Source organism: Caulobacter sp. 05T431 (assembly GCF_056665975.1).
Genome location: NZ_JBFTKU010000002.1, coordinates 185594 through 204413, shown reverse-complemented (window position 1 = coordinate 204413; position 18820 = coordinate 185594). Strand labels below are relative to the sequence as shown.

Below are 18820 nucleotides of genomic sequence, written 5' to 3'. Positions count from 1 at the left end.
CGCGATCTCGTTTCACCTCGTATGGCCGCTTGCTACCGCAATCGTCCTGAGTATATTGCGCCCCTTCCTGCGTCGGGGGTCTCAACCGCCTTCCGCATCTGGTGCGCATGGTGAGGTGGCCGAGTGGTTGAAGGCGCACGCCTGGAACGCGTGTATAGGGGAAACTCTATCGAGGGTTCGAATCCCTCTCTCACCGCCACCGCTCTCCCGCTCATTGCCGCTCATTGCCTCTGCCGCCCAAGGCGCGCCAAGGTTCTGCGCCTCGTCTCCCGCTGGTCACCGCACGTTCCCGCCCGACAACTTAGGGCTGGTCTTAGGGCGTGACTTAGGGTGGCGAGCCAGAACCGGCGGGCGTATGTTCCGCCTTCGTTCACGGTGGAACATGGCGCGCAAGATCGACAGACTGACGGCAGTGACGGCGAAAGCCCTCGAAGAGCCCGGCATGCACGCCGACGGCGCCGGGCTTTACCTCCGCGTCGACCAGACATCGAGCCGGCGCTGGGTGTTCGTCTTCTTCTGGCGCGGGAAGCGCCGGGAGATGGGCCTCGGCTCAGCAGCGACTGTGACCCTCAAGTCCGCTCGGCTAGCCGCCGCCGACGCCCGCGCCCTGATCGCCGCCGGCAAGGATCCGATCGCCGAGCGCAAACTCGAGGCGGCGGTCACCATCACCTTCGGCGCATTCGCCGAAACCGTCATTGCCGACCTCGAGCCCGGCTGGAAAAGTCCGAAGGCCGGATCGCAGTGGCGAGCGAGCTTGAAGCAGCACGCCGCGGCTCTGAAGGAGATGCCGATCTCCGAGGTGGATGACGCCGCCGTCCTAGGCGTGCTCAAGCCGATCTGGCTGGCCATCCCGGAGACAGCGACCCGCGTCCGCTCCCGGATAGAGCGCGTTCTGGACGTGGCCAAGATCAAGGGCCTCAGGACCGGAGAGAACCCGGCGCGGTGGCGCGGCCACATGCAACTCCTCCTGGCCCGCCAAGCGCGCGTCAGGGGGCATCACGCGGCGCTACGCTACGAAGACGTCCCTGCCTTCATGGAGCGCCTGCGCGGGCGCTCAGCCACCGCTGCGCGCGCTCTGGAGTTCGCCATTCTCTCGGCGACGCGCACGACCGAGGTCCTCGAGGCTACCTGGGCGGAGATCGAGGGTGACGTCTGGGCGATTCCGGCCGAGCGCATGAAAGCCTCCAAGCCGCACCGCGTCCCGATCACCGACCGCATGCAGGTACTGCTCGAGGAGATGCGCCCGCTCCGCGCGGCCGGCGACTTCATCTTCCCCGGCGACCAACGCATCGAGCCGTTGTCCCGGATGGCGATGCTGATGCTCCTGCGCCGGATGGATGTCGACGTCACCGTGCACGGCTTCCGATCAGCCTTCAGGGACTGGGCTGGCGATTGCACGCCGCATCCCCGCGATGTGATCGAGGAGGCCCTGGCCCATGCGGTCGGTGGGGCCGTCGAACGGGCCTATCGCCGCCGGGATGCCCTGGAGAAGCGCCGGGCCCTGATGACGGCCTGGTCGACCTACTGCACCACGCCACCAGCAGCCAACATCCTCCAGTTCAAGCAGGCCTGACGATGTCCGCCCGGAACGGCCGCGCCGGCCTAAACGACCCGATCCAGTTCTTCGAAGCACTTCGCCCCGCGCGCCAAGCCTGCGTCGACGAGTTGCGTAACCTTGGCCCCAGCGGCCCCAGCTATCACATGATGTTCGTCATCATCTCGGCGCTGGACGTGGCTGCCGAGTTCTTCACCAAGCAGCGCAGCTTCTACACCGTCAGCCGACAACCGGACGTGATCGGTCGGAACCATCCCGATGCCAGAGCCTAGCGCCAGCGATCGCCGCAAGGCGGCCGATCTGGGCTTTCAGCTCGCGGCGACGCGGCTGGTGGATTGCCTGGAGCAGGGTGAAGACATCCGTTTCAAGTGCCAGTACTGCGGCACGACCAAGACGTGGGGGCGCTGGGAGCTGACGACCGCGCACCGCGATCGTCTCGGCATGACGCTAGCCGAGGTGCAGGCCAGGGTGCATTGCCCGCGCTGCCCAGGACGCATGCCCGCCGTCGCGCTGTTGAAGGGCGGATATCAGGATCGGCCAACGTCGACCGAGGCCGACCGCCGGTCCCGGCTGATCGAGTTGCTGCTGGACTGCGGCATCGATCCCGGTCCCTTGGGCTATGCCTGGCGCCCGCCGGGGCAGTAAGCGATGGCGATCATCTGGCCGACCCTGCAGCGGATCAAATCCCCGCTGACCATCACCTGTCGAAGCTGCGGCAACCGCCAGGTCTGGTCGCGCGAGAAGGCGATCATCAACCTTGGTGGGCACACCCAACCTCACACGATCAAGAGCAAGCTGCGGTGCAGCCGGTGTGGTGCCCGAGGTAGTGACGGTCTGATCGACACGGACGCGCGCATGTAACGACAAGAGGGTTTAAGCTAGACTGCTCAGATGTTCGAACACGGTCCCTTCCGGCCCTGCCCTCGGTGTGGCCAACCTGACAGCTTCGGCGTTCTTAACGTTGGGGGCCAGCTCGTCACGCGTCGGTGTAAAGCCTGCCGTTATTCTCACTCTGAAGAACTGCCAGCGCTGGATAAGAAGGTCATTTACCTCGATCAGTTCGCGATTAGTGCCCTTTACCGCGTGAAGTCAGGAACCATGCCTGCGGACGCCAACAGCAGGGCATTCTGGGTTGAAGCGGAAAAGCAGGTCAATCGCGCCTACCTCTTGCAGCAGGCTATCTTCCCCGACTCCAACATCCATGACAGAGAGACCATTGTTTCGCCCTTCGCGGCAGAACTTCGGCTCGCGCATGAGATGCTGTCTGGCGACACAAGTTTCCGCACTACCGAAGAAATCGAACTAGCCCAAGCGCTGGCCTTTGCCGAGATCTACGGTAGAGGCGCGACGATTCCAGTCGTCAAGTTTGATGTCGATGACGTCCTTGAGGGAAACCGGAACGATTGGCTGCCCACGATCCACGTGACTGCCAATATGGATACTTCGTTCTTCGCACCTGGCATTAGGCAAAATCGTGATCAGTCCGGCGATGCCTTCGATACACTGGCGGCGAAGTGGGCAGCTGAGAAGCCAACTTTCAAAGACGTGTTGAGAGCAGAGCTCGGCGCATACTGCTCCAGCCATGTTGCAGCTCTACAGGCGGCGCAGGAACGGCTCCAGCGTGGCGCTCTAGCAGGCGACATGATGGAGGTCTTTGAGGCTACTCACAGCCAGGCTCGGCGTGAACTTGAGGCGCTAAAGCATTTCTTCGAAGAGCGAGGTATTGCGTCAGACGCAGCAGCAGCCGAGGTCGGAAAATTCTGGAGGTGGAAGGGGTGCGAGCACATCCCTAGTCACCGGATATCCGCTTATTTATTTGCCGCCATCGCGTCAAAGATGGCCTCTGGTCAAAAGCGACCTCCAGGCCGTGGCACGTTAAACGACGTAAGGGCTATTTCGTGCTACGCCCCGTATGTTGATGCCATGCTCATCGACAATGAATTCGCCGGCTTCCTGAACGAAAGTCGAGTCAAGAGCGGCAGCGGCCTCGACGCGAAGGTCTTCTCCCTGAAGCGCGGTGATGAGTTCCTGGCCTACATCAAGGGGCTCGCAGATTCCGCTCCTGAAGACGTGCGCGACGAGGCCAAAGAGCTTTACGGCATCGATTGAAACGCCCGCACACGGCCGATCAATGTCTGCCAAAGGCCCAAGTTGGCTGGTGGTAACGGCTCACTCTGAACGGCCGAAGACCGCCCTTAGCGAGCGCCTAGTCCTGCCGCACCGAGCCCAACTCGGTCACGCGGCCGGCGTGATTGGCTCGAACTCGCCGACGTCGCGCTGGAGGTCCACCCGCGCTACGACCTTGCTCTCGAATTCGCGCGACACCAGCACGCGGACGCCGCGATAGCGGATGCCTCGGCCGATCGTCGTCATCTCGGTCTTGAGCATGTTGCCGACGTAGTGGTCGGGGTGAAGGAAGATCGCGCCGGGCAGATGGCTCTCGTCGCCGGTCTTCGCCGCCTCGGCGACCATGGCGTCTATCAATTGATCGATCTCTGGGAAGGTCATGGCGGCGGCATAGCTGAGTCGGAGCGTTCTCGCGCGACCCGCCGTTGTCGCACCATGCTCACACCTCACGGATACACATTCAGCGTCGACGCCCGGGGTCAGAAGTGGCGCGGGACGTGGGAAGTGGACGGCAAGGACGTCTGCGTCACCAGCGCCTTTGGCTCCAAGCGAGCGCCTAAGGGGCGCAAGCAGCCGGCGGACGTCGCGGCCCAGGCGTTGCGAGACCTGGTCGATGAATGGGCGGCGCGACGCTGATCGGAACCTCGGCCGCGCATGCGGGGTTCTCCTCGCCCAAAGGGAGACCGACATGGCCGACAATCTGCAGGATCGCGGCGCTCAGGACCGGGCGCGCGTCAACGTCAACGAGCCCCACGAGGTCCGCTACTGGACCGAGAAGTTCGGCGTTAGCGAGGAAGACCTGATCCAGGCGGTCACCGTCGTCGGCGTCAGCGCGGCCGAGGTCGAGCGCTATCTCAAGAAGGACTAGAGCAGCGGGCCTATGCCGCCCCGCCGCATGTGCTCGGCGCGGCGGCGCAGCTCGGCCGCCACGGCATGCGCCAGGGCGGGACCGCCGTCATAGGCCTTGGCGCTGACCTCCGCGCCGCGCGCCAGGCGCTCCAAGTCCTCCGGCGTGCTCGCGGGGCCGTACTCGGCCAGCACCTCGGAGACTTCCTTGGCGACCAGGCTGGGGTGCGGATCGGGAATGTCGGGCATGTCGGCCATATCGAGAAGGTAGGCGAGCACGCGCCGTGCCGCTAGGCTTGCCCGAGAAGCGGGAGAACATGATGCCCAAACCTCCACGTCCAGCCGACGCCATCGTGCATGGCGGGCCGGTCGACGCGGCCTTCTGGAGCCGACACCCGGACATCGTCTATGTCGATTACGCCCAGGTGGTCGATGAGATTGAAGGCCGACCCCCGTGGGAGCAGTGGGCGCTGTGGGTGAGGGAGCCGACCAACGACACTGACGCGCTCCCGAAGAAGTGGCTCGGTGAACGGAGGCCCGACCGCTCTCCAGACCTCACGTTTGACAACGCCGGCCACATTCCGCCGCCGTCGTTTTGGCCCCGTCACCCGGACGTCACCGCTTTTACGATCGAGTATGATCCAGGCGATGGCGGGAACTGGTGGGCCTACATCTGGACCGGAGCGCTCTAGAGATGTGCAACCTCTACAGCCTCAAGACCGGCGACCTGTTCGCCACCTGGAACAAGGTGCTGAAGCTGCCGGTCGTCTGGGAAGGCCAGGCCTCGAACTTCGAGCCGCGCCCCGAGATCAAGATGACCGAGCCCGCGCCGATCGTCCGCCACATCGGAGACAGCGCCGTTGTCTCGATGACCAAGTGGGGCTGGCCGGGGCCGAAGGGGCCGGTGTTCAACTTCCAATCCGACGGGCGCGACTTCGCCAAGAGCGACCGCGTCCTGATCCCGGCCGACGCCTTCTACGAGTTCACCGACAAACTGCCGGGCCAGAAGCGGAAGACGCGGTGGAAGTTCACGATGGTGGACAACCCGCTGTTCTGGGTGGCGGGCATTGTTAAGAACGGCTGCTGGACCATGCTGACGACCGAGCCAGGCCCAGACATCCAGCCCTACCATGATCGGCAGATCGTGCTGCTGTCGGCTGAAGGCGGTCGCGACTGGCTCGATTTGAGCCGACCACAGACGGAAATGCTCGCGCCGGCACCCGCCGGGACCCTCTCGGTGGAGCGAGACTTTCCACCACTGAACGTCCCCGTCACCTTGTTCGACAATGACAAAGGCAATGGCTAGCGGCCTCACGCCGACGCCCCGGGCTCAGGAAGGCCGAACTTCATGTCGGACACCGTCCAGTCGCTCTGGCAAGCGGCCTACGCCTATTCGATCGCCATCGAGAAGCTCTGCAAAGACCTGCCGGATGACAACGGCGTCGATTCACTTCCGATTTTGATGCTCGCCGGCTTCACCTTCGAGCTTGCCGGAAAGGCCTTCATACGCTCGCGAGGCGACAGCCGTCGCTTCGGCCATAACTTGAAAGCTCTCTATGCAGCCGTCGACGAGAATGGCCTAGGCATCGCTCCACAGCTCAGCCAGATCATCGACCTCCTGGCCAAGCCTCATCTCGAGCACTCGTTCAGGTATTTGCCCGACGACCTGAATGTCTGGATACCGGACCTTTCCACACTCGGACGACTGGCGCGAGAGTTCGTCGAAGAACTTGCGGTCATCATGGCTGGATCGAGCAGCGAAGTGCCGGAATGGATCTCTCGATCAGACTCGTAATGTGAAGCTGAGGCATCGCTATGCCGGGCAGTCTCGAGGCGTAATTTGGGCTGTGCAGGGCGGTTGACGGTGCCACGACCGTTCTTGGCGTAGCTGAACGACGGAATATACACAGAACATCCCCGTTCATCTGGTGCCCGAGGCGCGCGAAAAGCGCGATTCGAGGTCATGCTGCGCGTGTCGGGTGAAATCTCGGCTTAGCAAGGGAGGTGGCGATGTTCGACATCACCATCACAATCCCTGGGCTCCTAGTCCTCACGACGGTTGGGTTGATCGCCCTCATCGCCGCCGTGAGGTTCCATAGGAAGTAGCCCTAGGAGGAGAGGGCCTGGGCGGCAGTTGGCGCTGCTGTCCGGGTCCAAACCCGCCTTCATTAGCAGCCGGATGAGCAGGGCTGTAAAGGGGGTTGCTACCCCATTTGGACCATCAGCTTCCACTCATTCACAAGTTCTATGGCTAAGGTCCGATCCGTCCTTCGTGAAGCCGGCTAACCATAGCCTCGGACAGCTGCTTGAAGGACACGCCGATGCCGGTAGAGTTCTTCAGTGGCGGCGGGGCGGACATCCATGGCTTCGAACATCTGGGCGTGGCTGATTTCCAGCGACGGCATGTTGCCGTGGTTCGAGCACAACCAAGGGCTCTTGTCTGTCATCGCTCTGGGCCTGACGGCCGCGGCGCTCTGGTGGGAATTCCGGGAGGCCCGAATAGCTCGCCAGGATGCGGCGGACGCGAAAGACGCAGCGGAGGCCAAAGACCGGCAGGCTTTGATCACGGCCAAGAAGAAGGAACGGGAAGATCGGGCCGCCCGGGAGCGGGACGAGATCATCAGCTATTGCATCACGGTCGACCAGACATTCGAGGCCCTTCGACGAGCCGCCCGAGTCGAACTTGCCGCGCTGGCGGCCATCCAGCCGGGCGGCCACGCCAATAGCAGTGCTTTCATTGCCGAAGGCTATCGCGTGAAGCGCGCGGTCGAGGCCCTGATGTCGCGCCCGCCACCAGACGAGGACGCGATCCTAGCAACGTGCCAAGGTCTGGAGATTTTCGCGAACTGGCCGTTCCTGGAGGTCCAGTTCGATCCTAACAACGTGATTGCGGCGATCCGGGCGAACATGGAAAAGCTCGCAGAGGCGCAAGCCAAACTCCAAGAGGCCCGCGAGAATGCGGTGAACTGGGCTCACGATCAGATCCTATTGATCTACGAGCAAGATTGATCAGGTGACGCCCGCCTACCTTAGGACCAGACAGGGAGGACTCGCCAAGCTCCGGAAAGAGCGTATCCTCTCGTGATGGCCGACATTTCAGTCATAGGCATGTTCGCTTCAATCCTCACTGGCGTGACTGTCGCCGTGGGGAAGAGTTGGGCTGACGCCCTTTTTAAAAACCCAATTCAACCTATTGACGTAATCGAGTCGTTGACTGATAAGCCGCCCCGCTTCGAACGGCGTCTATCCTCCGCATTTCATGCGCTTCGACGACCGCTTCCCAAGACTTCGCTACGAGCCGAAACTGCGGCTACACCTCAGAGATTGACGACGTAGGAGGGCGCCGGTGAAAATCATTGTCCCCTGCGTCGAGTGTGCATTGCAGTCCAAAGGACAAGCGATGTTCAGCAGGCAAGTTCATGTTCAAGACGACAGAGTGTATCGGGTCACCTGCCCGGCAGGACACTCGGTCGTCGGGGTCCTGGAACACCAAGATTTCGAATTACTATTCGAAAGCGGCCTCGACGCCTTCGCCGACGGCTATTTCCGGGAGTCGGTAAGCAGTTTTGCTGCCGCGCTGGAGCGCATGTACGAGTTTTCTACCAGGGTGATCCTGTCGTCGTCGGGCGCCGGGGGCGATGCCGTCGACGCCATGTGGAAGCTCGTAGGCGGCCAATCCGAGCGACAGCTCGGCCTGTACATCGGTATCAAGACGATGAAACAGGGCAGCCCGCCGGCAGTGCTCGACGAAAAGCAAGTCAAGTTCCGCAACAAGGTGATCCACAAGGGCTATTTTCCAAGCTCCAGTGAGGCCTTCGAATTCGGGAAGGCCGTCTACACCCTGATCACCGACGAAGTGCGTGACCTCGACGCTCAATACCCGGAGCAGGTCGAGGGGCGAAAAAACGAGGTCCGCCGGAGCGCCTGGAGCGGACTGAAAAAGGGAGAGTTGCCCACCTCGTTCGGGTTCGGCCTCGCGGTTGCGAACAGAGCCCCCCTTCCCTTCCTCGACCTGGTCAACGCCAAGGCAACCCGCGCCGCTCAGCAACGATCTGGCGCGGCGCCCACATTCGAAGTGGCGGATTCCGATCAACTGGGGACAGGCTCGAAGAGCGCCGAAGACAAGTCCTGAAACGACGAAAGCGCCCCCGGCCGAAGCCGAGGGCGCGTTGTTTCGCTCAGCCGCGGCGAGCGGTCAGGGCGTGGTCACCGTCCTGATATTCGTGTTCCAGAGATCGGCCTGCGAAGCCGCCCAGGTCTCGCAGGCTACAGCGCGCTCCCGCCATTGGTAGGCGACGCCGTAGTTACCGACGATGACCCCGGAGGCGGCAGAGAGCGGAACTCCGGAAGGGGCGTCCCGAACGTCGCCGGCAGGGGCGGAAACTTGGGGCAGGCCAGCAGCGGCTTGGTCGTGCAGGCGCACAAAGCCGACAGGCAGATCGCAGCGGCGATCAGCTTCAGGTGTGACATAGGTAGGCACCTCCTTGATGAGGTCGCGATAGACGACCTTGATCCGCTCGACCGCAGCGGTCGTCTGCTCCTCGGTCTTGCGGGTGATCGCGACGCCGCCGGCGTTGACCTTGGCGATCGCGGGTTGGGCGGCCTTCAGGCGCTTGGCCTCGGCCGCTTTCTCGTCGGCCACGCCGCGCGCGTGACCGTGGAACTCTCCGCCAGCGAACAGCCCGGCGCCGATGACGATCAGCAATAGGATCCGGCCGGCCGGCGTCTTGGCGAAGTGGATCAGGCCGTCGAGGAAGGCCTTGAAGATCAGGGCGAGCATCAGAAGAACCTCCGGAACAGGCAGCGCCAGCCGACGACGGTCATGGCGACGACGAAGATGAGGGTGAGGACGCAGCCGACGGCCCCGCCGGCCAGGCCACCGAGGAAGGCGCTCATCGCGCGCCGGTGCGCATTTCCTTGGCCAAGCGCTGGGCGCGGCCGCCGACCTGCACGGCCCAGGGGCTCGCGAGCATTGCCATGGATGCGCCGGCGAAGTCGCCAGACCGGACCTTCGCCAGGGTGTTGATGAAGGCCCGTAAGCCCTTGCCCTTGGCCTTCGCGGTGGGCGGGAACCCGACGCCCATGTTGAAGGCCATGTTGAACAGGACGTCCTGCCGAACAGCGTCGATCTTGGCGATCCACGGCTCGGCCCTCAGCAGCTCGACGCTGTGGCCGTCAGCATCCTTGACCAGCTGCGCCCGGGCCTGCGCGTCGGTCCAGACCAGGTCCGGATTCACCTCCGGGCCCGTGTGGCCGCAGCCGATGGTCCAGGGCGCGCCGGACAGCTTCTCCCAGCCCGGAAGGGCGCGATAGTTCCGGGTGAAGTCGATCCGCGCCTTGATGCAGGCCTGGGCCAGCGCAGAGCGTGGATCAGGATAGGCCTTCAGGCGCAGACCCTCGTCGCGGGCCAAGGCGTCGATGAGGGCGGCAGATGCCATGCCGGTCTCCTAGGCTGTCGGCGGCGCGCGACGCTGCCGCCAGAGGTGGATCAGCATCCCCACGCTCGCCGCGGCGATCGCGGTCAGGATGACGGCTTCGCGCATCGTCGATCCGCCGCGGTTCCAGACGTCGATGGCGACGCCGGCCATGGTGATCGAGAGACCCAGGATGATCAGGGAAGCGGCGCGGCTGGACGCCCAACCCTTGGCCTCGGGCTTCAGCATGTTGCCCCGTAGGGCCAGCGCGAGCGCGGCGATGACCGCCTCGAGGATCGAGACCAAGTCGAGGGGGGCGCTCATTCGTCGCCTCCCGTGACTTCTTCGATCTTCTTCACACCCCGATTGCGCAGGGCCTTGAAGATGACCGGCAGCAGCTCCCAGCTGAAGGCGCCGACCCCGAACCCGAACGCCGAGGCCTCACGGAGCGGCGGCCAGGGGATCAGGGGGGCGAGCGTCTTGACCAGGAAGGCGGCCACGATCACGCCAGCGAGGGTGGCGCAGGCGATGTTGATCGCCAGACGCAGGTACTCCTCGCGAGATACGGCATGGCCGCTCAGGGCCAGGGCGCCGAACTGGACGAGGCCGTAAATGGCCGCACCCCCGAGCGCGCCCACGGCCGCCCGGAGGCGGTCGGGATCAATTTCCATAAGGCTCTCCAGGCATGAAAAAGCCCGCCGGTGAGGGCGGGCGGTTGTGGTCGAGCGGTCGAGGATCTGGTCTAGGCGGTCAGCTCCTTGACCTCCCAGGCGGTGCGGTGGGCGTCGATGTTGAAGTACTCGATTGGCGAGAGGGCGCGCAGCCGGCCGTAGATCGACCGCTCACGCCGGAAGGTGGCGTCGTCACCCGCCCACAGGAAGATGACCTCCTTTGTCACACCGACCCGGCGCTGGATGTCGAAGGCCGTGCCCCACGCCTCGCCCTCGTTCATGTTCGGAAGGGTGAAGCGGGCGACCCGGTACGGCTGCTTTTCCAAGTAGTATTCGGCGTTGGAGATCGCCGTCTGCACCTCGGAATCGTCGTTCCATTCCAGCGAGGCGCCTAGCGCCATGTTGATCGTCGGCGACCACATCGGACCCAAGAACACGCGACCGAGCTGGACGTAGCCGTCGGGGTTGCCGGTGTTCTGGATGTCGAAGCGCCAGCCGCGCGCCGAGACCGGAGAGGCGAAGGTGTAGATGTAGGTGTTGGTGTAGCCGATCAGGTCGTCGGCAGTTGTGAACCCGCGATGGGCCGCTTCGACGATGTCGAAATCATAGGTCTGCCAGCTGTCGATGTAGCCGCTGGGTCGATTGCCGGCCGTCGCGTCCGACGGATAGTACGAGGTGGGCGCCGCCTTCTGCTCGATCTGAAGGCCCCACGCATAGACGCCGTTGCCAGGCACACCGAGATAGTTGTCCGTGGTCGAATTACTCATCAGGAGGAGGTCGACGCGGAACGAGGTGACGGTAGACGCCCAGACCCCGGAGACCGAGATGCGTTTGAAGCCGTTCGGCGCGGCCGTGATCGCCGCGCTGAAGCCTGTGAACTCCGACCCGCTGTTGGCGTTGGACACGATCGTGCCGCCGACCAGGTCGAAGACATATTCTTGATAGGAGCCGCCCAGCATGTTCTTGGCGACCTTCAGCTTCACGTAGTTTCGGCCGTTCGGCTTGACGTAGATCGAATGAGACCAGGACTGCGCGGAGCCGGCTTTCGTGACCGAGTTCGAGCGCGCGATGTGGACGTTGGTCGCGGCGGCCTCATTGACGAAGTCCGCAGTGGTCTGGCCGTCGGGCGCTGCCGTCGCGTTGGCCGTGACGGTTACGTCCGATAGCGTCCAGGCCGCATCATCGAGTTTCTCGGACTTCAGCGCCTGATTGACGACGAACGTCTCGGTCGAATAGCGGATACGGACGTTGCCGCCCGGGCTGATGTTGTGGCCGGCCAGGGCGACCATCTGGACCGGCGGGGTCTGGCCGGACGCCGCTAGCAGGCTGAAAGTCGTGGCGACCAAGGCGGCCGAAGTCGACCTGGCGACCCGGCCGAGGGTCCGGTTCAACAGGTTGGTGAGCGGCAGCGTGGTCTGCCAGCTGCCGCCCGAAGGCGGGTCGAAGCCATCGTTGAGGCGGTTGCGATAGCCGATGACGGCGTTGGTCATGATCAGCCCCAGAGCGTCAGGATGACTTGCTTTTTGGCGAGCGCGAAGGTGACGCCGGTCAGCCGGAAGATCTGGCCCGCGTCCAAGCCGAAGCGCGGATAGGTCAGCTGGATGACGTCGAGAAACTTCGGCGGCGGGTTCAAGGAACTGAACAGCTCATCGCTGATCGTCACCTTGTAGAAACAGTGCGAGACCTTGTAGAGCGCCAGCAAACGGGCGGCCTCGGTCGCGGCGTCGGTCGCCATGTTCGTCGGATCAGCGAACAGCGTGTCGATCGACAGCGCCGGCGACATCGGGTGCTGCAGCTTGACCGAGCTGTCCTGGGCAGGCGCCGTGGACCGACGCTCCTGACCGACCAGGGCCCGGCGAGCCGTGGTCGTGCCAGCGGCCAGGCCGGTATCCTGGACGGTGTAATTCTTACCGTAGTTGACCGTCACCGACCAAGCCGGGATCGGGACATCATCTGGCGCAAACCGGCTCGGGACGCCGATAATGTCGTAGGGCGCCAGCGATAGAACCGGTGTGCCCGACGGCGCGGTCAGGATCCCCATCCGAAGCTGTGCGGACGTGTCGAAGAAAGCGGCCGCCCCGACGCTGCTCAGGACCTCGTCGAGCGCTTCCTGGAAGGTCTTGCCGTCGTCGAGATTGATGCCGACGACTGCCCCGTTCGCGGCGTTGACATCGTTCCTGTCCGACGAGCTGATGCTGGCCACGCCTGCGTCGGTGGCCAGCATGAAGGCCACGGTGGCGGCCGTGGCCGAGCCGAGCCCTCCGCCCGTCGCACCCCCGTCGAAGGTCACCTCGCCGATCGGGTCCGACCCCAGGCGGAAATAGGCCGGCGGCCCAAGAAAGTAGTCATAGGACCCAGCGGCCGGCGTGGTGGACTGGAGCGCAGCCAAGCTGGCGCGGGGGAACCCCGGCGTGAGCGCGACGCCGGCGTCGTAGACCGCCGTCACATCGCAGAACCGGTCGCTCATCTGGTAGATCTGCTTGGCCGTGTTGATGCACGGTCGCGAGACGTTGGTCACCGTCCCGTAGACCCTGGGCTTAACCTTGCCCTTGACGTCGTTGGCGGTGCCCTCGACCCCGTTCGGCAAGACGTTGTTGCCCAGGTAAACGTCGGTGAGAATGGGCCGATTGAAGACGAAGCGGCCGTCCCGCAGGCGCACGATGATCGTCTGAAAGTCGGCTTCGACGCTGTCGATCGTGCCGACCATGATCACCGGGCAGCCGGCCGGATAGCCCGGCGCCGGATCGCCATGGCGCAGCAGGACGGTTTGACCATCGAAGCCATAGGTGGTCAGCCAGTTGTCGAAGTCGCCGCCCGAATTGGCGATCACGATCTCGCCGATTTCGAATTTAACTGCCCCGCCGGTGACCCCGTCGGCAAAGAGGTTCAGGCCGATGGAGCCCGGATCCTGCAGCGCCGGGATAAATGCGGTGTGGGCCGGGGTGTCGAACGAGGTTGTGACGTAGCTCTTGTCGGAGATGTAGAAGACCGTCGGCGTGCCGCCGCTATCGACGCCGGTGATTTCTACGACGTTCACGCCGCCCTCCGCGTCGCGCGGGTCTGCGCGTCCTGGCTGTCGATGACCTTGTCGAGTTTCTCGATCGTGGCCGTCGCGATCACGCCGCGCTGCATCCGCGCCGCCTGCAGCTCCACTCGGATCTCGCGCAGCAGCGCAGCGATCTGAGCGTCGAAGTTGTCATTGGCGCCCGACATCCGCACACCAAGGCCCTGAGGACCTCGCACGAGCGGGACGATCGCCTCGGGCCGGCCGCCCTCGCCCATGATCGAGGCGTCGAACATGGTCGGCTGGGTGACGATGCCGTTCGTGAAGACGCCACCCTTGGCGTAGGGCTTGCGGCCCTCGTACTGGCCGTTGTTCGTCCAGTGGTACTGCGCGAATTGCTCGGGCGTGTAGATGCCGAGGGTCTTCAGGTAGTTCTTCGACAGGCGGTTGTACTCGGCCATCACGTCGGGGTTCGACGTCAGGTACGAGGACCAGTTCGGCTGCTGGGCGGCGGCTGCGGCGGCATCGGCGGCCTGCTGAGCCGCTTGCTGGGCGGCGGCTGCGGCGGCGGCCTGAGCGGCGGCGACAGCGGCGGCAGCAGCTTGGGCGGCGGCGGCAGCAGCAGCGGCCGCGTCCTGGGTCGTCTTGGCCGCCGTCAGGTCGCGGATCTGCTGGAGCAGGCCGACCATGGTGTTGTTGCCGGTCAGCAGCGAGCCGAACGTCGCATCCTGGGTCACGTTCGAGGCCACCAGCGCCTTCAGCGTCTCCTCGCTGTACTGGTTGTTCAGGGCGTTGATGTTCTTGATCGCGTCGGTCGACTGGTTGCCGGTCACAACGGCGCCGGTCTGATCCTTCACCGCGCCGCCGACCGAGGTCACCGCGCCGGTTTGGGCGTTGATCAGGGTGTTGCCGGTCACCACGTGGCCGTCGAGGGTCGTGACGACGCCGGTCTGCGCGTTGATCAGCAGGTTGCCGGCTTGGATCAGGCCGTTCTGCTGCGTGGCGGTCTGATTGCCCGTCGTCAGCAGCGTGTTGAGGCCCAGCTGCGAGAGGACGATCTGCCCGGCCGTCTGGGACTGGCTGGCGTTGATCTGGCCGGTTTGCTGGCCGATGGCGCCGCCGAGGTTCACGCCCAGGAGCGACTGAGCGGCGGTGATCGCCGCGGCGGCCGCCTGTTGGGCCGTGACGATCTGGCCCGACGTCGAGGTCTGCCCGCCGACGATCTGGCCGACGCCGGCGGCGTTGCCGCTGACAACCTGCCCGGCCGCGCTGGCTTGCGAGGCGCCGATCAGGGCCGCCGCGTTCGCCTGGGCGGCGGTGAGCGCGCTGGTCTGGGCCTGCGCGCCGCCGACAACCTGGCTCGCCCCGGCCGCGTTGGCCGCCGCGACCTGATTGGCCGCGCTCGCCTGAGCCGCAGTGAGCTGACCGGTGGAGCCGGTCTGCGAGGCCGTCAAGGCCCCTGTTTGCGACGCATTCGACCCGACGAGCAGGGCCGTGCCGTTGTCATTGGACGCCACGATCTGGGCGGCGGTGACTTGTTGAGCCGCGATCGTCTGGGCCACGGCCGCGACCTGGGCCTGGGTCAGGCTGATCGTGCTGGCCGACTGCACCGCGACCAGCTGGCCGGTCTGAGCGCTGACGATCGAGTTGCCCTGGATCAGGTTGCCATTCGCGTCGACGAGCGAGCTGTTGACGGTGACGAGCTGCGTCGTCTGGTCCGTCAGCAGCGTGCCGATGGTTTCCAGCAGGCTCGCCTGCTTGGCCAGGAGGTCGAGGTCCGGGGTCGGCTTGACCAAGTTGTCGCGGATCTCCTTCAGAACGCCCGTCTGCACGTCCAGGAGCGTCGCCTGGTAGTCCATGATGCCGGCGTCGGCGTTGGCCGCCACGCCCGCCTGGGCCAGCATGTCCATGACCCGGTTGAAGTCCGCCGAGTAGGCCGTCGAGCTGGCGTTGACGTCGCGGCTGGCGTTCAGGAAGTCCGTCGCGACCTGGGGCAGCTTGGCCAGCGCCCCGGCGTCGCCGGAGAGCGCTTTGCCGAAGACGCTGTCGAGGCCCGCACGCTGCTCGGTGAGCTTCTGTTCCGGGCTCAGCGTCGACAGATCTCCGCCGCGCAGTGCGGTGATGCTGTCCTTCAGCGACTGGTTCAGGGCTCGGTAGTTGGCCGCCGCCGACTTGGCCGTGCTGGCTGCCGACGACGAGGCGCTGATCTGCTCGTCCAGGAGCGACGACGCCTGCCCGATCGCGTCGCTGATCTGATCGCCGAGGGACTTGATCGCCGTGCCAGCTTCGGCAGCGGCGTCGGCCACCTTGGCGAAGGCCGGGGCCACGGCCATCAGGGCGGCGTAGAGCTGGGCCCCCTCGGCCGTAGAGACGTCGAGGCCGCTGACCAGCGAGACGAACTGCTCCTTCGTCTGGACGCTGGCCAGGCCAAGGCGCGCCATCTCGATCGTCACCGCCTTCTGGATCGGCTGAAGGCGCTGAGCCTCCGTCAGGAAGTTCTCGGCGTAGAACGACGTCTGGGCCGTGAACTCGTCGAGGCCGCCCGCCAGTTCAACGAGACGGTCGCGCGCGGCGATCGAGCCAACCCCGACGGTCGTGAAGGTCTTGCCGATGGCCTGGAGCGAGACGTCGACCACCTCGTACTCGCGGGCGACCCGGACCAGCGTCTCAAAGCTGCCCTCGCCCGCCTTGGCCAGCGCCTCGAGGCCCGGGACGCCGGCCTTAGCCAGGTCGTCGCCGACCCTGCTGAAGGTGGCGTTGAGGAGGTTCTCGATCTCCTCCGACGACAGGCCCTTCAGCGACAGCTTGCCGAGGTCGATCGTCGCGCCGGCGAGCGCATCCTGGGCGGCCTTGCCCGCCGCGTCGCCGAAGGCCGAAGCCGCCTCGATCACGCCGCTCCCGAGGGCGGAGATCACGCCGCTGACCTGGCTCAGCAGGTCGCCGTCGAGACCGCCCGTCGAGGTGCTGGTCGAGACCTTCGTCCCCGTCGTGATCCCGAGGAACTTCTTCTTGGTCGTGGTGACCAGGTCCGCGTAGCTCTGGCCCTGCAGGTTGCCGACCTGGCCGAACGTGGTCGGGTTGAACTGGATGCCCTGGTCGAGCAGCTCGGTCGTCGACTTCGACCCGAACAGACCCGGCAGCAGGAGCGAGATGGGGCTGAGCAGGTTGGTCAGCAGGCCCGGGCCCTTGGCCGACGTGCCGAGACCCAGGCCGGAGGTGTCCGACAGACCGCCGGTCGTGATCGACCGCGCCACCGAGTTCGCCAGGGCGCCGATCTGGCCGTTGATCGACCGCAGCGCCGTCAGCATGGAGTTGCTGTATTCGAGGTCGCGGTTTTGGTATTTGGCCGCCTCGGTCAGCGCGCCGGCGATGCTCTCCGTCGAGACCTGCTGCTTGGCCTGAAGATCCTTCTGGGCCTGGAAAAGCGACGCGTATTGCGCCTGGGCCTTGGCGTTCGACGCCCCGATGAAGCTCAGCGCGCCGCCGATCGCCGCGCCGATGGCTGCACCGGCAGGGCCGCCCAGCTGGAAGCCCGCCGCGGCGCCGGAGCCCATCCCGCTGATCGTCGCGCCCGCCCGCCCGCCGACGACGGAACCAACGCCCTGGGCGACGCCAGAGATGGCCGCGAACTTGTCGGCGGCGGTGGCCCCCTCGGCGAAGGCTCCTTTGACCATCTGGAGCACGCGAAGCAGGTCGGAGAACGCACCGGTGAAATCGTTGTGCTGGATGGCGTAGGCGATGTCCTCGATGCCGGTGCGGACGTCGTAGGCCTGCCGCGCGATGCGCTCGGCGTCCATAGCCATGCTTTCTAGCGCGGTCGTGAAGTGCGGGGCGACACCGAGGATCTCCTGCATCGTCCGCACCGTGCCGCGCTGCGCGGTCGCGACGGCATCCATCTGGATCTTGTAGGCCTGGGCGATCGCCGCAGCCTCCGGCCAGACGACCGTCGTCGCGGAGACGGTTTCGGTGTTCACCTGGACGGCCTGGGTGTGCTGTTGCACCGCCTTGGCCGCCGCTCGAGCTTGCCGTTCCTGGGACGCGAACGCGTCGTTCGGAGCCTGCCCCATCTTGGCCTGGTAGGCGCCGATGGCGTCGGCGGCTTCCTTAGCGACCCGAAGGTTCGCCTCGGCCTCCCGGTAGAAGGGATTGTTCTTCGGGTCAGTGGCCTGTACCGGCGCGACGACGCCAAAGCCCCCCGGCGACGCCATCATCGTGGGGCCAGGCTTGTTGACTTTGTCGAATGCCTCCCGGGCCTTTCGATAGTTCTCGGCGACCTCCAAGGCCTTGTCGTTGAGCTTGTTGAGCGTGTTCTCGCGGAGCAGGCGGTTCTGCTCGGCCAGCGAGACGTTGGTCGTGCGCAGCCAGTTGTCGAAGTTGCGCTGCCCGTCGGCGGCAAGGTTGGCGTTGTCGGCCGTCGAGAAGATCCAGGGGGAAAGCTGCGAGAGCTCGTCGTGCTGTTCGGCCAGAGCCTTGTTGAGGTCCTTGACCGCCTTGGCTTCCTTGTCGTGTGCGTCGACGAGAGACCAGACGCCAGCGCCAACGGCGGCGAGCCCCGCGAGCCAGGGCCCGAAGGTCGCGATGAGGGGGGTCACCTCCGCGACGACGCCGGCCAGTGCCGCCTTGAACGTCACGCCGCGCGCCGCTGCGGTGGCGAACACGTCGGCGATCTGAGGCCCTTGCTGGATCAGGATCATGACCCAGCTCTGCCCCGAAAGGCCCATCGTGAAGACGTCAGCCGCCTGCCGACCGAGATTGCCGAGTTCGTAGGTCTGGAGCTTCGCGCCTTTGCTCAGGTCGCCCATGACCCTGTGAAGGGCGCTCTGGCGAGTGGTGAGCACGGTCATGGCGCGGCCATAGTCGTCGGCGGACAAGACGCCGGCTTTCATCAGCTGGTTCGCCTCGCGAATTTCGCCGTCGAGGCGCCGCTGGGCCGTGTAGAGGGGGTCGACGCTGCTCAACAGCGCGTCCAGGCGGCGCTCGAGGTCCTGCGCGGACTTCGCCGCGTCGTCCTCGCCCTTCGCCAGCCCCCCAAAGGCTCCGGCCGTCTTCTTGGCCTGCCCCTCGGCACGGCCGCCGGCCTTCGTCAGGTTGTCCAGCTTGGCGGCAGCCGGATCGACTTCAGTGGCGTCGATCTTCAGGGCAAGCGACGCGAGGTCGACGGAGCCGTCAGCCATGGTGACCTCCTGAAACGGCGAAAGGCCCG

Annotated in this window: 20 protein-coding genes and 1 tRNA gene; 12 read left to right on the top strand and 9 right to left on the bottom strand. The window is 65.2% G+C overall.

Going from position 1 to position 18820, the window contains the following annotated elements:
- Positions 1 to 109: 109 nt before the first annotated feature.
- The 6 genes from AC1U89_RS02650 (at position 110) to AC1U89_RS02625 (ending at position 3664) form a co-directional block, all read left to right on the top strand.
- Positions 110 to 199 (top strand) — tRNA-Ser (locus AC1U89_RS02650).
- Positions 200 to 382: 183 nt separating this feature from the next.
- Positions 383 to 1573, top strand: coding sequence for a tyrosine-type recombinase/integrase (locus AC1U89_RS02645; RefSeq protein ID WP_479898123.1), 1191 nt, complete (start codon positions 383 to 385; stop codon positions 1571 to 1573).
- A gap of 2 nt (positions 1574 to 1575) precedes the next feature.
- The gene (locus AC1U89_RS02640; protein ID WP_479898121.1) at positions 1576 to 1827 is read left to right on the top strand and encodes a hypothetical protein; all 252 of its coding nucleotides are present in this window, start codon (positions 1576 to 1578) and stop codon (positions 1825 to 1827) included.
- Positions 1814 to 2200 carry a hypothetical protein gene (locus AC1U89_RS02635; RefSeq protein WP_479898120.1) on the top strand — a complete coding sequence of 129 codons (387 nt, stop codon included), beginning with the start codon at positions 1814 to 1816 and terminating at the stop codon, positions 2198 to 2200. Before AC1U89_RS02640 ends, AC1U89_RS02635 begins: the two co-directional genes overlap by 14 nt.
- Before the next feature lie 3 nt (positions 2201 to 2203).
- Complete coding sequence (locus AC1U89_RS02630; RefSeq protein ID WP_479898118.1) at positions 2204 to 2416, top strand: hypothetical protein; 213 nt, start codon at positions 2204 to 2206, stop codon at positions 2414 to 2416.
- Between the two features lie 30 nt (positions 2417 to 2446).
- Positions 2447 to 3664 (top strand): hypothetical protein, encoded by a 1218-nt coding sequence (locus AC1U89_RS02625; protein ID WP_479898117.1) that lies wholly within the window; start codon positions 2447 to 2449, stop codon positions 3662 to 3664.
- Positions 3665 to 3790: 126 nt separating this feature from the next.
- On the opposite strand, the gene AC1U89_RS02620 is transcribed toward AC1U89_RS02625, so the two are convergent.
- On the bottom strand, positions 3791 to 4063 hold the full coding sequence (locus tag AC1U89_RS02620; protein ID WP_479898116.1) for a hypothetical protein: 273 nt from the start codon (positions 4061 to 4063) through the stop codon (positions 3791 to 3793).
- A 307-nt stretch (positions 4064 to 4370) separates the two neighbouring features.
- Here AC1U89_RS02620 and AC1U89_RS02615 point away from each other — a divergent pair, with 307 nt between their 5' ends.
- Positions 4371 to 4550: a DUF3606 domain-containing protein gene (locus AC1U89_RS02615; RefSeq protein ID WP_479898115.1), complete on the top strand. Its 180-nt coding sequence runs from the start codon at positions 4371 to 4373 to the stop codon at positions 4548 to 4550.
- On the opposite strand, the gene AC1U89_RS02610 is transcribed toward AC1U89_RS02615, so the two are convergent.
- Positions 4547 to 4807, bottom strand: coding sequence for a hypothetical protein (locus AC1U89_RS02610; RefSeq protein WP_479898114.1), 261 nt, complete (start codon positions 4805 to 4807; stop codon positions 4547 to 4549). The genes AC1U89_RS02615 and AC1U89_RS02610 overlap by 4 nt on opposite strands.
- 38 nt (positions 4808 to 4845) lie before the next feature.
- Here AC1U89_RS02610 and AC1U89_RS02605 point away from each other — a divergent pair, with 38 nt between their 5' ends.
- The 5 genes from AC1U89_RS02605 to AC1U89_RS02585 all read left to right on the top strand — a co-directional run bounded on the left by AC1U89_RS02605 (position 4846) and on the right by AC1U89_RS02585 (position 8660).
- Positions 4846 to 5220 (top strand): hypothetical protein, encoded by a 375-nt coding sequence (locus AC1U89_RS02605; protein ID WP_479898112.1) that lies wholly within the window; start codon positions 4846 to 4848, stop codon positions 5218 to 5220.
- 2 nt (positions 5221 to 5222) lie between these two features.
- Positions 5223 to 5834: an SOS response-associated peptidase family protein gene (locus tag AC1U89_RS02600; protein WP_479898111.1), complete on the top strand. Its 612-nt coding sequence runs from the start codon at positions 5223 to 5225 to the stop codon at positions 5832 to 5834.
- Positions 5835 to 5876: 42 nt separating this feature from the next.
- Positions 5877 to 6323, top strand: coding sequence for a hypothetical protein (locus tag AC1U89_RS02595; RefSeq protein WP_479898110.1), 447 nt, complete (start codon positions 5877 to 5879; stop codon positions 6321 to 6323).
- A gap of 566 nt (positions 6324 to 6889) precedes the next feature.
- A complete protein-coding gene (locus AC1U89_RS02590; RefSeq protein ID WP_479898108.1) occupies positions 6890 to 7537 on the top strand; it encodes a hypothetical protein in 648 nt (215 codons plus the stop codon).
- A 337-nt stretch (positions 7538 to 7874) separates the two neighbouring features.
- Complete coding sequence (locus AC1U89_RS02585) at positions 7875 to 8660, top strand: hypothetical protein (protein WP_479898107.1); 786 nt, start codon at positions 7875 to 7877, stop codon at positions 8658 to 8660.
- 63 nt (positions 8661 to 8723) lie between these two features.
- Here the strand turns inward: AC1U89_RS02585 and AC1U89_RS02580 are convergent, their stop codons facing one another.
- From AC1U89_RS02580 to AC1U89_RS02550, 7 genes are all read right to left on the bottom strand, one after another.
- Positions 8724 to 9308, bottom strand: coding sequence for a hypothetical protein (locus AC1U89_RS02580; protein ID WP_479898106.1), 585 nt, complete (start codon positions 9306 to 9308; stop codon positions 8724 to 8726).
- A gap of 112 nt (positions 9309 to 9420) precedes the next feature.
- Positions 9421 to 9966, bottom strand: a complete 546-nt coding sequence (locus tag AC1U89_RS02575) for a glycoside hydrolase family protein (protein WP_479898105.1) — start codon at positions 9964 to 9966, stop codon at positions 9421 to 9423.
- Between the two features lie 9 nt (positions 9967 to 9975).
- Positions 9976 to 10266, bottom strand: a complete 291-nt coding sequence (locus AC1U89_RS02570; RefSeq protein WP_479898104.1) for a hypothetical protein — start codon at positions 10264 to 10266, stop codon at positions 9976 to 9978.
- Positions 10263 to 10613, bottom strand: coding sequence for a hypothetical protein (locus tag AC1U89_RS02565; protein WP_479898102.1), 351 nt, complete (start codon positions 10611 to 10613; stop codon positions 10263 to 10265). Before AC1U89_RS02565 ends, AC1U89_RS02570 begins: the two co-directional genes overlap by 4 nt.
- 71 nt (positions 10614 to 10684) lie before the next feature.
- Positions 10685 to 12103: a phage head spike fiber domain-containing protein gene (locus AC1U89_RS02560; RefSeq protein ID WP_479898101.1), complete on the bottom strand. Its 1419-nt coding sequence runs from the start codon at positions 12101 to 12103 to the stop codon at positions 10685 to 10687.
- A gap of 2 nt (positions 12104 to 12105) precedes the next feature.
- Positions 12106 to 13650, bottom strand: a complete 1545-nt coding sequence (locus AC1U89_RS02555; RefSeq protein WP_479898100.1) for a hypothetical protein — start codon at positions 13648 to 13650, stop codon at positions 12106 to 12108.
- Entirely contained in the window at positions 13647 to 18791 is a 5145-nt protein-coding gene (locus AC1U89_RS02550; protein ID WP_479898099.1) for a hypothetical protein, read from the bottom strand. The genes AC1U89_RS02555 and AC1U89_RS02550 overlap by 4 nt, the downstream gene beginning before the upstream one ends.
- Positions 18792 to 18820: the final 29 nt, after the last annotated feature.